Genomic DNA, 15,515 nt, shown 5'->3' on the forward strand with positions numbered 1-15,515 from the left:
GTTATAACTATTAATCGTTTATAAATATGTTTTTTTGTTCATAACCAAAAAAAAATCCGAAACTGTAAGGCTTCGGATTTTAATTCATTTTGTAAGAATTTACTCTTTATACTCCCCCATCTTACTGTACTTGTCCATTCTTTGGGCAATCAGATCATGTGTTGATAAGTCTTTCAATTCATTATATCCTTTAGTGATGTACTCCGCTACTGTTTTGAAAGTGGTTTCGCGATCGTAGTGTGCTCCTCCTAATGGTTCCGGGATCACATCATCAACTAATTTTTGTTTTTTCATATCAGATGAAGTCAATTTTAAAGCGTCGGCAGCACGTTCTTTGTACTCCCAGCTTTTCCATAAAATTGAAGAACAAGATTCTGGAGAAATTACAGAATACCAGGTATTCTCTAACATATACACTTTATCTCCTACACCAATTCCTAATGCTCCTCCTGAAGCTCCTTCACCAACAATAATAGTGATAATAGGCACTTGCAAACGAACCATTTCAAAAATGTTTCTGGCGATGGCCTCTCCCTGCCCTCTTTCTTCAGCCTCAAGTCCCGGATATGCACCCGGAGTGTCTACTAAAGTTAAAACCGGGATTCCAAACTTCTCTGCCATTTTCATCAAACGCAAAGCTTTGCGGTATCCTTCAGGGTTTGCCATACCAAAATTACGGTACTGACGGGTTTTGGTATTGAAACCTTTTTGCTGACCTACGATCATAAACGACTGTCCGTTTATTTTTCCTAATCCACCCACCATCGCTTTATCATCTTTAAAACTTCTGTCTCCGTGAAGCTCTAAAAATGTATCTCCGCAGAGTGCTTTGATATAATCTAAAGTATAAGGTCTATTTGGATGTCTTGACAGCTGAACACGTTGCCAGGCTGTAAGGTTTTTGTATATTTCTTTCTTAGTTTGCTCTAATTTTTTGTTGATTTCCTTGCAGGTTGGTGTTACATCAACATCAGATTCTTTTCCAATTATGACACACTTTTCTAACTGTTCTTCAAGTTCTTTAATCGGAAGCTCAAAATCTAAATATTCCATGGATTTTTGAATTTTGTTTGTAAATCGAACCGCAAATATAAAAATATTAAACTGTTTATTTCTCTAATTTAATATTAAAGTATAAAAAAATAGATTTAAGATTTACTTCAAAATGCTCTTTTAGAACCTGTCATACTAGTCCTTAAATTGCCTCTTTCAATTTGCACTTTTTTCTGTGCTTGTAGTTTTTCAGATACTCCCCTTTTGGAGTACCATCGTCAAAAGAGCTAAATTTAAGTATCATTCTGATCTTTTTGCGAGCCGCTTCATTTGCAAAACCCTCATATTCTATACGATACAACGCCGAATACAACTGAGCTCTGCCAATACCATGATAACAATGGATCAAAACCGGATAGTTATTTTCATTATCCATTATCTTAAAAAAAGCATCCAGATTCTCCTGAGTAGGAATCTGATCGGATCCGTTATTAAAATAATTCACTCCTTTTATTTTCTCAATCGCATTTTTTTCAGCGGTTAGTTCTGAAGGAATTTCCGGATTGTTTTTTAAATCCTGCGTTCCCGGAAAACGCAAATCAATAACCGATCTAATACGGTATTTCTTAATATAACGTTCCAATTGATCAGGCGGAATTACACCGGATTTGTACACTTTATTCTTTGTTATGGTCTCAAAATTATGATTGACATGTACATCATAAACATATTTTACAATCCAAACTAGCACAACTGCCACAACCAAAGAGGCAATAATTTTCTTTTTCATATTCATACTTCACTTTTTTTGTAGCGAAATTACTACAAAAAAAGCAATAAAAATAAAAAAGAAACCACTTTCTTATTCGTAATATAATTTGTGATCCATTATACGATCATAATAGTCCTGAATAAAAGCCTTACAATTTACATCGATCTCATTCATCTCCGCATTTCTACTGCCTATCAAATTTTTCTTTAAATCTTTATCATTCTTATCATAGAAACCTAAAACCTTTTGCCCATCAAAAGTACAGATGTAATTTCCTTTAGAAAACTGATAAATTGTACCGGTTGAATTGATCACAAACGGAGCTGAATCTTTTTTATCCAATAAACTTCTTCCCCAACTTCTAAAAGGTCTTCTATAACCTATCATATCCAGAATCGTCGGGTAAATATCAATTTGTTGGGCAAAATCAGTATCAACACCTACATATTTACTATTAGAATGGTATATAATAATTGGAACAGCATAATGATTTATTGCCTTTTGATATTCGTCGTAATAAACCTGATTACAATGGTCGGCCACAAAAACAAATATGGTATTAGAAAACCAGGGAGCCTTTTTAGCCTCATCAAAAAATCTCTTCAGGGCATAATCTGTATATTCCACACATTTATGTATGGGTACGCCACCTTCATTAAATCTGTTTTTATACTTATCGGGAATAATATAAGGTTCATGAGAAGAAACCGTAAATACACTGGCAAAAAAAGGCGTTTGCTCCTTATTGAGGGTTTTCTCCATAAACTGCAAAAAGGGTTCATCCCAAATTCCCCAATAACCATCGAACTGAGAATCATCATTAAACTCCGTTCTTCCATAATAATGATCAATGCCCAGAATGTTCGCAAAACCCAAAAATCCCATCGAACCATTAGCAGCACCATGAAAGAAAGAAGTAGTATAGCCAATCCCTTTTAATGTAGAAACCAACGATTCAATCTTTTGTTTGGGATAAGGCGATGACGTAAACGCATCCTTAAAAGACGGAATTCCAGCCAAAACAGACGACATTCCATGTATCGACTGTCGTCCGTTTGCATAGGCATTTGTAAAAATCAAACTATGCTGAGACAAAGAATCCAAAAATGGCGCATGACTTTTGTAATTGCGAATCTTAGCTTCTTTGTTAAAAGCACCTATATATTCTCTTCCATAACTTTCAAGTATAAAAAGAACAATATTGGGTTTCGTAACCGGATTATTGGCGTACTGTTTTATAGGCTGCACTTTTTCAAGTATCACTTCTTCGTTTACATCCTTATAATCAGGTTTGGCAAAGCTGTTGGTAAATAATGTTCTGATAATTGCAAAAGGCGTATTAAGAACAATATCCGAATGCGCAATACGGGTTACATGATCACTGGCATCCAAAAGATTAATAGGTCTGGTTGATTTTTTAAAATCTCCTCCTCTGATACCGCCAATTACTAATAAAACAATAAGTAAAAAGGTAAGAATCGAAAATCCAAAATAATAAATCCTATTCAGATGAATCTGCATTTTAACCTTCACTTCGTTGTACAATCCTATCCAAAGTGTCGCAAAAACAAAAAACAAAAGAAAGACATACCAATAATCGATCATGAAACTAAAAGCTAATATCTTTTTATTCGTCTCATGTTCCAGAACATTCATTACCGCCATTGTAGTTCTGGCAAAAGTATACTTGTAATAAATGAAATCTACAAAATTGGTTGCATAAGCGGTTAAGTTCGTACCAAAATAAAGATAAAAAAGGATTTTTTGATATCCTTTACTGGTGTTTTTAACTAATGGAAGAATTGATAATACAATAAAAAGCAAATTGACATACAAAATAGCTGTTGTATCAAAAGCAAGCCCATAATAAGAAAGTCTCAGCAATTCGAGAACAGAATCAACTTTGAGCAAATTTTTATTGAACAAATAAAAGAGAATCCTCGCAAGGAAATAAAAAATATAAGCTAATGAAAGTCTGTAAAGAAGAACCTTTAACTCATTTAATCGGAAATTATCATACATTTTGCGTAACATTATTTTTCAAATAAAACACAAATATAAGACAAATCTTACTTTTTAGGTTTTTTATTTTCTAAATAATGTTTTATCATACCATTCGCAATAACCGTAACTACAATTATCAGGGCGCCAATATAAAATTCGGTGCTCATTTTTTCTTTTTCTCCAAGAATAAAATAAGCCAGCATAATTCCGTAAACAGGCTCTAAATTAGTCGTTAACATCACGGTATAAGGCGTTAATTTCTGCATCACTTTCACTGAAGCAGTAAAGGCATAAGCGGTACAAACCGAAGCCAAAACAAACAATAAAGCCCAGTTGTTTAGTGACATTCTAAAAAAATCGGCAGTGAATTTTCCCTGTACTAAAAAATAAATTGAAATAAAGAATACTCCGGCGGCAAACTCATAAAAAGTAATTACAGAAGGATGGTGTTCTGTTATCAATTTTCCATTCATTAAAGTAAATAAAACCCCCAGAATAATAGCAGCTAAGGCATAATACATTCCATGCAGATACTTTACCTCGACCTGCATAATCAATGCTAAACCGGCCATAATAATCAATCCGAAGAAAACTTCGTAGAATAAAATTTTTCTTCCGTAAAAAAGTGGTTCCAGTAACGACGCAAAAAATGCACCGAGTGAGAATATCGAAAGTGTTATAGAAACGTTGGAAACGTGTATCGCTCTAAAAAAGAAAATCCAGTGAAGCGCAATCAGTAATCCTACAAAAATCAGTTTCGCAAAGGAAGTCGCCGAGATTACAAATGATTGTTTTTTGTACACAATAAATGCTGCGAGAAAAACTCCCGCGAGAAGCATTCTGAACCAAACCAGATTTTCGGCATCAATAGTTATCAAAGCACCCAAAATGGCCGTGAAACCCCATATAAAAACAATTAAATGAAGATTTAAATAACTTTTTAAATTATCGTTTCGCATTACGTAATAAGTAAACTGCCAGGATTCCGAAAACAATATTCGGGAACCAAACAGCAAATAAAGGTGAGAAGGTAGATTTTTCGGCTAATGTTCCGAATATTTTGTCAAAAAATACAAACGAAAAGGCAATTGCAATTCCGATCGCCAGATTCGTCCCCATACCTCCACGGCGCTTCATTGATGAAACCGCCACCGCGATAATAGTCAGAATAAAAGCAGAAACGGGTACACTGTATTTTTTGTACAATACAACTAAATAAGTATTAATATTCCCCGAACCTCTTTTACGTTCTTTTTCAATAAAATCGATCAGTTTTCCAAGCGGTAAGGTTTCTGCAATGTAAACTACGGGAGTTAAATCGGCTAGTTCAAACTTGAAAGCAACTCTTTTCTCAGGACTTTTTTCGATCTGATCGTTTAATTCTCCTAGAGTTCTTTTTGTATAATCATACAAAGCATAAGTCTTAGATTTAGGATCCCATTTGATACGGCTGGCCGTAATTTTATAGTTCAGCTTTTCATTTTCGAAATGTTCTAATGTAAAATTAAAGGCTGTTTTAGACTCTTCATTAAAGCTATTGACAAAAATAAAATCGTTGTCATTAATTTGTCGATATACATTGGTATTATTACCCAACATCTCTACTTTTCCGTTGCCTTTTAAGTAAGTATACCTAAAATTATTAAAACCTTCACTGGCCGCAGGAACAATAAAAAATCCCAATAAAAGCACAAAAACCGAAACGATTGAAGCGCCAATAATATAAGGTCTTAAAAAACGTGAATATGAAATTCCGGAACTTAAGACAGCAATAATTTCTGTATTATTGGCCAGTTTTGAAGTAAACCAAATTACAGATAAAAACAAAAAGATCGGAAAGAGCGAGTTCGCAAAATAAACCGTAAAATTGTAATAATAAATCGCAATTGCAGTAAACGGAACTTTATTTTCCAACATCTTATTCACCTTTTCAGAAACGTCAATTACAATTCCAATTGGAATAAATAACAAGATCATCACCGAGAAAGTGGCTAAATATCTTTTTAAAATATACTTATCTATTATCGTTAACATAGCAAAGTTTAATCGTTGATTTGTTTAATCGATTAACCGAATAATCGATTAAACAAATCAACTTTTTTATAGTCTTTGACTCATATTTTTAACCATCATTTCTTTCCATGGTCTGAAATCGCCTGCTAAGATATGTTTTCTGGCTTCACGAACCAACCACATGTAAAAACCAAGATTGTGAATAGTCGCAATTTGTTTTCCTAAATACTCATTAGCCGCAAATAAGTGACGTAAATACGCTTTTGTGTATTCTGTATCCACAAAAGTATGTCCCATTTCATCGATTGGAGAAAAATCAGCTTCCCACTTTTTATTCTTGATGTTGATGGTTCCGTTTGCTGTAAACAACATACCGTTTCTGGCATTACGGGTTGGCATTACACAATCGAACATATCGATTCCTAAAGCAATATTTTCTAAAATATTAATCGGAGTTCCAACCCCCATTAAATAACGTGGTTTGTCCTCCGGTAAAATTTCGCAAACTACTTCGGTCATGGCATACATTTCTTCTGCAGGTTCTCCTACAGACAAACCTCCAATTGCATTTCCTTGTTGTCCTGCATTGGCAATATATTCTGCCGACTGACGACGTAAATCTTTATAAGTACTTCCCTGAACAATTGGAAAAAATGTTTGCTCGTATCCATATTTATAAGGCACTTTATCCAAGTGATTGATACAACGATCTAACCAGCGGTGGGTCATGTGCATCGAACGCTGTGCATATCTGTAATCACATGGGTATGGCGTACATTCATCAAAAGCCATAATAATATCGGCTCCAATAGTACGTTGAATTTCCATTACGCTTTCTGGCGAAAAAAAGTGGTACGAACCATCAATATGAGATTTGAACTTTACTCCTTCTTCCTTAATTTTTCTGTTATTAGAAAGAGAGTACACCTGATATCCTCCAGAATCTGTTAGAATATTACGATCCCAATTCATAAATTTATGCAATCCACCTGCTTTCTCCAAAATTTCGGTCTGCGGACGTAAATACAAATGATAGGTATTTCCAAGAATAATATCCGGATTGATATCGTCTTTAAGTTCTCGCTGATGCACTCCTTTTACAGAAGCCACCGTCCCAACTGGCATAAAAATAGGCGTTTCGATTACACCGTGATCTGTAGTAATACTTCCCGCTCTTGCTTTAGATTGCGGATCTCTTTGTAATAAATCAAACTTCATCTGTTTCTTTTTTCAGTCGGCAAAGATAAGCTAATTTCAGGGAAAATTAATTAGATAATTAGGCAATTAGATAATTAGATCATTTAGATGTTGGATTACTGGATTGTTAGATTATTGGATTGTTAGATTATTGGATTGTTAGATAGTCTGATTATTTAGACAACTTTATTATTAATGCGAATGAAACCTGAAACTTGAAACTTTTAACACTGAAACCTGAAACCTAAAACCTGAAACTTGAAACGTGAAACTTGAAACCTGAAACTTGAAACCTGAAACTTGAAACCTGAAACCTAAAACTTGAAACCTTAATGCACATTTATCATGAAAAAAATCTAAATTTGATAAAACAGAAAATCCGCTTAATCTCCTCTATACAAAAAGACAACTAAAAAATGAACCTAGCACAAAAACTTGGATATCCTGAAAACACTAAACTATTAATTATTCATGCTGATGATGCTGGTCTGTCTCATTCTGAAAATCAGGCGACCATAAAAACACTGCAAAATGGCTTTGTAAACTCTTACAGCATAATGGTTCCCTGTCCATGGTTTTTCGAAATGGCTAATTTTGCCAAAGACAATCCACAGTACGATTGTGGTATTCACCTCACCTTAACCTGCGAGTGGGAGTATTACAAATTTGGTCCGGTCCTTCCGCTTTCTGAGGTTTCAAGTTTAACTGATCAAAATGGTCATTTCTACAAAAACAGAACTGATTTTAAAAATAATGCCAAACTTCCTGAAATCAGGAAAGAACTTACCGCTCAAATCGAAAAAGCTTTACAATTTGGAATACAGCCTACCCATCTTGATTCACACATGTGCAGCGTGGGTGTAACTCCTGCAATTTTAGAAATCTATAAAGAACTCGGAAAACAATATAATCTTCCGGTTTTCATTAACAAACAATTTGTTGAATCCATCAGTTTATCTAACGAAAAATACCATTTTGAAGACACTCTTCTCGCTGATCATTTATTGATTGGATATTTTTCGGACTTTGAAAAAGGAGAATTAAGGAAATCATACTCCAAGGCGCTGGACAATGCTATTCCGGGATTAAATGTATTTCTGCTTCACCCTGCTTTTGACGATTTCGAAATGCAGGGCATCACCCTAAATCATCCCAATTTTGGTTCGGCCTGGCGACAAATTGACTTTGACTTTTTCACCAGTGAAGACTGCGGTGCAAAGCTGAAAGAAAATAACATTCAACTAGTGACCTGGCGAGAGATTGCATCAATTAGATAATTTGACAATTAGCCCATTCCCCTTTAAAATCATGGCCTTGCCTTTTTTGGGCATTACAAAACCAAAACAACCCATTTTTTCTCCATATTGACACAAAAAAGTGGGATAATTTCATCATTAGCGCAAACTAAACCGGAAAATCATTTGTCTCCCCGCAAAATAAAAATTACTTTTGCACCAGTTTAACTTTTACACATAAAATGAAGCCTAACACACAACAATTAAGCGATTTAACTATCCAAGTAAGAAGAGATATTCTTCGAATGGTACATGCTGTCAACTCAGGTCACCCAGGTGGTTCATTAGGTTGTACTGAATTTTTGGTAACACTGTACCAAAACATTATGGAGCGTAAAGAAGGTTTTGATATGGACGGAATCGGAGAAGACATCTTCTTCCTTTCAAACGGACATATTTCTCCTGTTTTTTATAGCGTATTAGCACGTAGCGGTTATTTCCCTGTTTCAGAGCTTGCTACTTTCAGATTACTAAACTCTCGTTTGCAAGGACATCCAACAACTCATGAAGGATTACCTGGAATTCGCATGGCTTCTGGTTCACTAGGACAAGGTTTATCTGTAGCTATTGGTGCAGCACAGGCAAAAAAATTAAATGGTGACAATCATTTAATTTACAGCTTACACGGAGATGGTGAATTACAAGAAGGTCAAAACTGGGAAGCGATCATGTATGCTTCTGCTAAAAAAGTAGACAACCTTATTGCAACTGTAGACGTTAACGGGAAACAAATTGACGGAACAACTGACGAAGTTTTAGCAATGGGAAGCCTTCGTACAAAATTTGAAGCTTTTGACTGGGACGTTCTTGAAATTAAAGAAGGAAACAACATAGAAGCTATTATTGCAGGTTTAAACGATGCGAAATCAAAAACCGGAAAAGGAAAACCAGTTTGCATTTTGCTATATACAGAAATGGGTAACGGAGTTGATTTTATGATGCACACACATGCATGGCACGGTAAAGCACCAAACAACGATCAGTTGGCAAGTGCTCTGGCTCAAAACACATCAACTTTAGCAGACTATTAAAAACAGCTTTAAGCCTTAAGCAGTAAGCTTTATGCCTATTGCCTACAGCCTATCGCGTACAGCAAAAAAACAAAAATGAAAAAATATACAAATACAGGAAGTAAAGATACTCGTTCGGGTTTTGGAGCGGGAATGACTGAACTAGGTCAAAAAAACGAAAATGTTGTAGCATTATGTGCTGATTTAATTGGATCATTAAAATTTGATGATTTCAAAAAAAATCACCCGGAACGTTTCTTTCAAATCGGAATCGCTGAAGCGAATATGATTGGAATCGCTGCAGGTTTAACTATTGGAGGAAAAATTCCTTTTACAGGAACTTTCGCTAACTTCTCCACAGGAAGAGTTTACGACCAAATTCGTCAATCAGTTGCTTATTCTGATAAAAACGTAAAAATTTGTGCTTCTCACGCCGGTTTAACACTAGGTGAAGACGGAGCAACACACCAAATCCTTGAAGATATTGGATTAATGAAAATGTTGCCAGGAATGACTGTAATCAATACTTGTGATTACAATCAGACTAAAGCTGCTACTTTAGCATTAGCAGATCATCACGGACCGGCTTACTTACGTTTCGGTCGTCCGGTAGTTCCTAACTTCACTCCTGCTGATGAGCCTTTCGTAATTGGGAAAGCAATTTTACTAAACGAAGGAACTGACGTAACTATCGTTGCAACAGGACACTTAGTTTGGGAGGCACTTATCGCCGCTGAAACCCTTGAAGCAAAAGGAATTTCTGCTGAAGTAATCAACATCCACACGATCAAACCTCTTGACGAAGAAGCTATTCTAAAATCATTAGCTAAAACAAAATGTGTGGTAACTGCCGAAGAGCACAACATCCTTGGAGGTCTTGGAGAAAGCGTTTCAAGAGTATTAGCTCTAAACAATCCTGCACCGCAAGAATTTGTTGCTGTTAACGACAGTTTTGGTGAATCCGGAACTCCGGAACAACTAATGGAAAAATACAAACTAAACAATCAGGCGATCGTTGAAGCTGTAGAAAGAGTAATCAAAAGAAAATAATCATTTCATTTTCTTACTTAATAAAAAGACCCCGAAAAGCAATTTTCGGGGTCTTTTGTTTTGATCCTACCTCTAGAAAAAAAGAACACTAGACATAGAACATCCATAAGCCTCCATATATATTCCATGAAACACTAAGCTTTCTTTTTCTCTACATTAAAAAAACACCCTCCATCTACAGCATCTACGAGAAACAAACTTTTTAAAACTCTGTCAATCTAAAAGCTCAAATCCCCTCATCTGTCAACCATAAAAAAACCCCGAAATCACTTTCGAGGTTTTACATTTTAATATGACTTAAAACTTAATTTTGTTTATATGGATAAGTATTATCCAAATGAATCCTTTTTCTACCTGGTGTCGTATAATCTGCAGGAACAAATTTTTTGGGATTTGTTATAGATTCCGGCTTACTAGGATCAGTAAGAGCCCCACTTGGCCTGCTCGGTATTCCCCAAGTCTCAGACTCATCAATATTAGGTGTAGATGGATTATCTAAAATTGGATCATACGGATAATACTTACTCAAACCAGAAAATGGAGCGTCAGTAGGCTTAGTAACTTCAAATCGAGTCGTAAAACCATCTCCATCATCGTCCTGATCTAAGAAATCCGGAATTCCGTCTTTATCAGTATCATCCAAATTTTCAGGAGCTTTAGGATACAACGTTGTGTTTCTGTAATCATAAACATAACCATCCCCGTTAAGATCTTCCTGATAATCAAAAACCCCATCTGGATTCTCAATCAAAACACCCGCACTGGAATAACCATTGTTTTCGTGATCTAATCTTTTAAAATCATACAATTTAACTGTAAAAATTAAAGGCGCATAAGCAGGTATTGAGCCTGATGAAGGCGGATTTGCATAATATCCTAATCCCGAAGGAATAAACAATACTCCAGCACCAAAGTCCTTATAACTCATAGTTCCATCAGCATTCGCTTTACTTGTCCCTTTTTTAAATTGAGGAAAAACTTCACTCCATCCCATAATTGCACTATACAAATCCACAATGTTATTTACATATACAACTTGCTCAAAGAATGTAGTGGTTAACTTCTCGGGATCCGTAGCTGTTTTCTCAACTCGCTTTAAATACTCCCCTTTATAAGCTGCTACTACACCGTCTGTATTCATTGGCGATATACCAGTTCCTTCTCTCAAGACCAAATAATACATTTTATATTTTATTCCATGCAAATCCACATTTCTAGTTAACAACTTAGGAAACGTAGCACTATTTAAATAAGACATGATTGAAGGCTGCGTCGCAGGATCAGTAATCTTCGTAAATGTAACATCCTGATCTGTTAAATCTCCAGGCTTATCAACTACCGTAATATAATTTGTCTTTAAATATTCCTCAATATTTGCATTATCAATATTAAATTGTTCCTGATAATCTTTTAAAGGAGCCACCACCACTTCATCATCATCCTTTTTATTACAAGAAACAAACGAAATACCTGCAAGCAATAAAATAAAATAATATTTAAATTTATTCATTATTGTTAATTTTTTAGGTGCGCAAGATACAATATTGATTTATTTTTGTAAAGATTTTAACTTCGATTTTAGAAAAATTATGAGAATAGACAAATACCTCTGGTGTGTACGATATTACAAGACCAGAAACATGGTTACGGAAGCCTGCAAAAAGAACCATATCACTGTAAATGGGCAGGTTGCCAAACCATCCAAAGAGGTTTTTCCAACCGACAGAATTACTTTTAGAAAAGATCAGATTACACAAATTATAACTGTACTCGACATCCCTGAAAGCCGTGTTGGAGCAAAATTGGTTGACATATACCGAAAAAACGAAACTCCGCCTGAAACATATGCTCATCTGGAATTACTAAAACTATCCAAAGAACATTATCGCAAAAGCGGTACCGGAAGACCTACCAAAAAAGACCGTCGCGATATTGACGAATACGGCAACGAAATATTTGATGAGGAAGAAGAAGTTTAAATTAATTATATTAGCAAAAAAAATAAATCATGAGCAAAAATATCATTTTAACCAATCAGGAAATCGAACACAAAATAAAACGTATCGCTTATCAGATATACGAAACTTTTGTGGATGAAGACGAAGTCGTAATTGCAGGAATTGCTTCGAATGGTTCTGTTTTTGCTCAAAAGCTTGCTTTGTCCTTAACCCGCATTTCAACACTTAAAGTTTCTCTTTGCGAAGTTAAAATCGACAAACAAAATCCACAATCACCTATCTACACCTCATTAACCAAAGAAGAATACGAAAACAAAGGTCTGGTTTTAGTAGATGACGTTTTAAATTCAGGTACTACTTTAATCTATGCTGTCCGTCATTTCTTAGATGTTCCGCTTAAGAAATTCAAGACAGCAGTATTGGTTGACAGAAACCACAAGAAGTATCCGGTAAAAGCCGATTTCAAAGGAATCTCTTTGTCTACTTCTTTATTAGAACATGTACAGGTTGTTTTTGATGATAACGGCGACAACTATGCCTTCTTAAGCTAAAACAGCTAAAATATCCTGAACCGTTTCTTCGACAGTTTTATCATCAACCGTAACCTTATATTGGGCCTGGTTGTAATAAAAGCTTCTGTCGAACAAATGTTTCGCGATAAATTCTCTCATTTCCTCTTCATTCATTTCAGCAATTAAAGGACGCTTACTTTTATTGTGAACTAATCTTCCGTATAAAGTTTCGATAGAAGCCTTTAAATAGATTGAAATGACATCTTCCCCTTTTAATAATTCATGATTATTGGCATAACAAGGTGTTCCCCCTCCTAAACCTATTATACTTCTTTCAGGAGACCGGAGCAATTCTACAAACATTTCATGTTCTAATTTTCTAAAATAAATCTCTCCATGTTTCTCGAAAATCTCCTTTATTGATAAACTAGCTCTCTCTTCGATGCATTTGTCCAAATCCAGAAATGGAATATTTGTAATTTTTGACATATTTTGGGCAATCGTTGACTTCCCGCACCCCATATATCCTAACAATATAATTTTTTTCATTTTAATAATACCTTATAAACTAAGAGGTTGTAAATTTTACTTAAAAAAAGACAAATTTATAATAAATAAGCTTGGAAATATCCAAAATAACTTCTTATATTTGCACCCGCGTTCAAGAAACGAATATGACTCGATAGCTCAGTTGGTAGAGCACATCACTTTTAATGATGGGGTCCTGGGTTCGAGCCCCAGTCGGGTCACAAATTGTGACTCACAATATAAGTTTCTTGACAGCATTGACTCGATAGCTCAGTCGGTAGAGCACATCACTTTTAATGATGGGGTCCTGGGTTCGAGCCCCAGTCGGGTCACAAAGGTCGAGTATTAATTTACTTGACCTTTTTTAATTTTCGGCCATGTGGAGAAACGGTAGACTCGCCATCTTGAGGGGGTGGTGCTCGCAAGGGCGTGAGGGTTCAAATCCCTCCATGGTCACTTTAAATTAAAAAGCCTGCAAAAAATTATTTTGCAGGCTTTTTTTTTCGATAATTACGTCTTGTTAATCTCTTTAGAAACAATCACAAAACGATCCTAAATTATCGCTTCTTTTTATTTCGTCCCCACCATATCAAAAAACCACTCACCGGAAGTAACGCACAGAACAAAGAAATAAATGTCGCCAATACTTTTGTAGGAAAACCATAAATACTCCCCGTGTGAATAGCATAATTACTATTCCTCCATTTTGCCCCAAGGGTTTTATCGTTTTGAGTTACCGTAAAATAATTTTCAGCCGAAAGACTATTATAAGTATAACTATCAGATTCATCCCAACCTGAATTCCCTTCATGTTTAACATAAGTAGTAACCGGAACCGCTTCCTTAGAAGATTTCTCAGGCAAAGACAAACCAACAGAAATCCACTCAGATGTCTTAAACCTAGAATCCCTAACAATATACTCTAAGGGATCTTTTACCTGTACAACCTCCTTATTGGAGATTTCAGGAACCTTAGCCCATACCTTTTCCGGATCGTTCCCTAAAAGCCTGTATATCCCATTCGTCCACCAGTCAAAAGTCCAAACTAAACCGGTAATAGCAAAAATCAGAATGAATACAAAAGTATAAATCCCTCCTATGTTGTGAATATCATAGTTTTTACGCTTCCACCTAGTGGTATTTTTCCATTTAAACCATATCCTTTGTTTCAATGCTGCTTTATTTTTAGGCCACCACAAATAAATACCAGTTAAGACCAGAATAAAAATAAACACAGTTGAAAATCCCACAATATAATGTCCTACCTCGTAGGTCAACAATAGATTCTGATGGAGCAGCCTCATATTAGATATCCAGTCGTACCTTAAATCAACTTCACCTAATTCTTTCCCGGTATATTGATCTATATAAATACTACTATAATTTGCGTAATCAGAAGCAGCCGTCCAATGCGGCTTAGTATTCTCTTCATAACTTGTAAAAACATAGGACTTTTTCGGGTCTTTACTAATCTCCACATAATCAGCAAGTGGATGTTTTTTCTGAACAATCACCATAAGACTATCCAATGGTAAAACCACCTCTTTTACTTCAGGTACAAATAATTTTTCTTTATGATACCATGAAGACAATTCTTTTTCCCATACATAAATACTGGCTGCCAACATACTTACAAATACAACAAGTCCACACATAAGCCCAAGCCATAGATGTATTTTATTTAATACTTTTCTCATCTAAATTATTCCAAAAATTAAAAATTAACCTCAACACTAAAAAGAAAACCACCTGATACGTCGATAAAATTTCCCTGATAACTATATTCTCACCTAAGCATTACGTATCAAAATATGACTCGAAGTGATTGCAAAACTACTCAGCAACACCCCCTCATTCTTCTCATGTTTTTTTTTTACCAAAAGTAAATTATTTTAATTTGTTCCAAATAAAATATACAAATAATATTAAAACAACATCAGCACTTCATATATTTGCATTCACTAAGAAATACCAGTAAAACACACAAACAAAACACACTTCCCCTTAACCCTTCATCATCATACCCAAAACAGAAATACAATATTTAAAAAAACAAAAAAACTACCAATATTCAATTCCAAACAGATCAACAAAACACTGATTTGCTGATACTTTTTTTTAAAAAAAATCTTTTATCTGAGATATTTTCTCTAGGGTTTTGTAAGTTTTTTAACAATACTCAT

General features: G+C 35.1%; 14 protein-coding genes and 3 tRNA genes. 8 read left to right on the top strand and 9 right to left on the bottom strand.

What is annotated here, in order from left to right:
* Window positions 1-99: 99 nt before the first annotated feature.
* The 6 genes from JO950_RS17980 to tgt form a co-directional block, all read right to left on the bottom strand.
* Window positions 100-1,053, bottom strand: a complete 954-nt coding sequence (locus JO950_RS17980; protein WP_017498443.1) for an acetyl-CoA carboxylase carboxyltransferase subunit alpha — start codon at window positions 1,051-1,053, stop codon at window positions 100-102.
* A gap of 142 nt (window positions 1,054-1,195) precedes the next feature.
* Window positions 1,196-1,783: a dual specificity protein phosphatase family protein gene (locus JO950_RS17985; RefSeq protein WP_237732382.1), complete on the bottom strand. Its 588-nt coding sequence runs from the start codon at window positions 1,781-1,783 to the stop codon at window positions 1,196-1,198.
* 72 nt (window positions 1,784-1,855) lie between these two features.
* On the bottom strand, window positions 1,856-3,787 hold the full coding sequence (locus tag JO950_RS17990; RefSeq protein ID WP_202703888.1) for an LTA synthase family protein: 1,932 nt from the start codon (window positions 3,785-3,787) through the stop codon (window positions 1,856-1,858).
* A gap of 47 nt (window positions 3,788-3,834) precedes the next feature.
* Complete coding sequence (locus tag JO950_RS17995; RefSeq protein ID WP_202703878.1) at window positions 3,835-4,728, bottom strand: DMT family transporter; 894 nt, start codon at window positions 4,726-4,728, stop codon at window positions 3,835-3,837.
* Entirely contained in the window at window positions 4,715-5,803 is a 1,089-nt protein-coding gene (locus JO950_RS18000; protein WP_202703879.1) for an LptF/LptG family permease, read from the bottom strand. Before JO950_RS18000 ends, JO950_RS17995 begins: the two co-directional genes overlap by 14 nt.
* Before the next feature lie 66 nt (window positions 5,804-5,869).
* The gene (gene tgt, locus JO950_RS18005) at window positions 5,870-7,000 is read right to left on the bottom strand and encodes a tRNA guanosine(34) transglycosylase Tgt (RefSeq protein ID WP_017498446.1); all 1,131 of its coding nucleotides are present in this window, start codon (window positions 6,998-7,000) and stop codon (window positions 5,870-5,872) included.
* A gap of 395 nt (window positions 7,001-7,395) precedes the next feature.
* Here tgt and JO950_RS18010 point away from each other — a divergent pair, with 395 nt between their 5' ends.
* From JO950_RS18010 to JO950_RS18020, 3 genes are all read left to right on the top strand, one after another.
* Complete coding sequence (locus JO950_RS18010; protein WP_202703880.1) at window positions 7,396-8,256, top strand: polysaccharide deacetylase family protein; 861 nt, start codon at window positions 7,396-7,398, stop codon at window positions 8,254-8,256.
* Window positions 8,257-8,456: 200 nt separating this feature from the next.
* Entirely contained in the window at window positions 8,457-9,305 is an 849-nt protein-coding gene (locus JO950_RS18015; RefSeq protein ID WP_202703881.1) for a transketolase, read from the top strand.
* Between the two features lie 75 nt (window positions 9,306-9,380).
* A complete protein-coding gene (locus tag JO950_RS18020) occupies window positions 9,381-10,334 on the top strand; it encodes a transketolase family protein (protein WP_202703882.1) in 954 nt (317 codons plus the stop codon).
* A 304-nt stretch (window positions 10,335-10,638) separates the two neighbouring features.
* Here JO950_RS18020 and JO950_RS18025 read toward each other — a convergent pair whose 3' ends face one another.
* On the bottom strand, window positions 10,639-11,814 hold the full coding sequence (locus JO950_RS18025; protein WP_237732383.1) for an FKBP-type peptidyl-prolyl cis-trans isomerase: 1,176 nt from the start codon (window positions 11,812-11,814) through the stop codon (window positions 10,639-10,641).
* 109 nt (window positions 11,815-11,923) lie between these two features.
* Here JO950_RS18025 and JO950_RS18030 point away from each other — a divergent pair, with 109 nt between their 5' ends.
* Both JO950_RS18030 and JO950_RS18035 read left to right on the top strand, forming a co-directional pair.
* Window positions 11,924-12,313 (top strand): RNA-binding S4 domain-containing protein, encoded by a 390-nt coding sequence (locus JO950_RS18030; RefSeq protein WP_202703884.1) that lies wholly within the window; start codon window positions 11,924-11,926, stop codon window positions 12,311-12,313.
* A gap of 29 nt (window positions 12,314-12,342) precedes the next feature.
* On the top strand, window positions 12,343-12,843 hold the full coding sequence (locus JO950_RS18035) for a phosphoribosyltransferase domain-containing protein (RefSeq protein WP_202703885.1): 501 nt from the start codon (window positions 12,343-12,345) through the stop codon (window positions 12,841-12,843).
* On the opposite strand, the gene JO950_RS18040 is transcribed toward JO950_RS18035, so the two are convergent.
* Entirely contained in the window at window positions 12,835-13,353 is a 519-nt protein-coding gene (locus tag JO950_RS18040) for a shikimate kinase (protein ID WP_202703886.1), read from the bottom strand. The two genes, JO950_RS18035 and JO950_RS18040, sit on opposite strands and share 9 nt — an antisense overlap.
* Before the next feature lie 127 nt (window positions 13,354-13,480).
* On the opposite strand from JO950_RS18040, the gene JO950_RS18045 reads away from it, so the two are divergent.
* From JO950_RS18045 to JO950_RS18055, 3 genes are all read left to right on the top strand, one after another.
* A tRNA-Lys gene (locus JO950_RS18045) sits at window positions 13,481-13,553 on the top strand.
* 38 nt (window positions 13,554-13,591) lie between these two features.
* A tRNA-Lys gene (locus tag JO950_RS18050) sits at window positions 13,592-13,664 on the top strand.
* 41 nt (window positions 13,665-13,705) lie between these two features.
* Window positions 13,706-13,788, top strand: a tRNA-Leu gene (locus tag JO950_RS18055).
* 101 nt (window positions 13,789-13,889) lie between these two features.
* Here JO950_RS18055 and JO950_RS18060 read toward each other — a convergent pair.
* Window positions 13,890-15,029: a PepSY domain-containing protein gene (locus JO950_RS18060; protein WP_202703887.1), complete on the bottom strand. Its 1,140-nt coding sequence runs from the start codon at window positions 15,027-15,029 to the stop codon at window positions 13,890-13,892.
* Window positions 15,030-15,515: the final 486 nt, after the last annotated feature.

The organism is Flavobacterium sp. UGB4466 (genome assembly GCF_903469665.1).
Taxonomy (GTDB): domain Bacteria; phylum Bacteroidota; class Bacteroidia; order Flavobacteriales; family Flavobacteriaceae; genus Flavobacterium; species Flavobacterium lipolyticum.

Excerpts from the sequence above, each read along its gene's own strand:
- JO950_RS17980 (WP_017498443.1), bottom strand. The coding sequence starts at position 1,053 with ATGGAATATTTAGATTTTGAGCTTCCGATTAAAGAACTTGAAGAACAG.
- JO950_RS17985 (WP_237732382.1), bottom strand. The coding sequence starts at position 1,783 with ATGAAAAAGAAAATTATTGCCTCTTTGGTTGTGGCAGTTGTGCTAGTT.
- JO950_RS17990 (WP_202703888.1), bottom strand. The coding sequence starts at position 3,787 with ATGTATGATAATTTCCGATTAAATGAGTTAAAGGTTCTTCTTTACAGA.
- JO950_RS17995 (WP_202703878.1), bottom strand. The coding sequence starts at position 4,728 with ATGCGAAACGATAATTTAAAAAGTTATTTAAATCTTCATTTAATTGTT.
- JO950_RS18000 (WP_202703879.1), bottom strand. The coding sequence starts at position 5,803 with ATGTTAACGATAATAGATAAGTATATTTTAAAAAGATATTTAGCCACT.
- tgt (WP_017498446.1), bottom strand. The coding sequence starts at position 7,000 with ATGAAGTTTGATTTATTACAAAGAGATCCGCAATCTAAAGCAAGAGCG.
- JO950_RS18010 (WP_202703880.1), top strand. The coding sequence starts at position 7,396 with ATGAACCTAGCACAAAAACTTGGATATCCTGAAAACACTAAACTATTA.
- JO950_RS18015 (WP_202703881.1), top strand. The coding sequence starts at position 8,457 with ATGAAGCCTAACACACAACAATTAAGCGATTTAACTATCCAAGTAAGA.
- JO950_RS18020 (WP_202703882.1), top strand. The coding sequence starts at position 9,381 with ATGAAAAAATATACAAATACAGGAAGTAAAGATACTCGTTCGGGTTTT.
- JO950_RS18030 (WP_202703884.1), top strand. The coding sequence starts at position 11,924 with ATGAGAATAGACAAATACCTCTGGTGTGTACGATATTACAAGACCAGA.
- JO950_RS18035 (WP_202703885.1), top strand. The coding sequence starts at position 12,343 with ATGAGCAAAAATATCATTTTAACCAATCAGGAAATCGAACACAAAATA.
- JO950_RS18040 (WP_202703886.1), bottom strand. The coding sequence starts at position 13,353 with ATGAAAAAAATTATATTGTTAGGATATATGGGGTGCGGGAAGTCAACG.
- JO950_RS18060 (WP_202703887.1), bottom strand. The coding sequence starts at position 15,029 with ATGAGAAAAGTATTAAATAAAATACATCTATGGCTTGGGCTTATGTGT.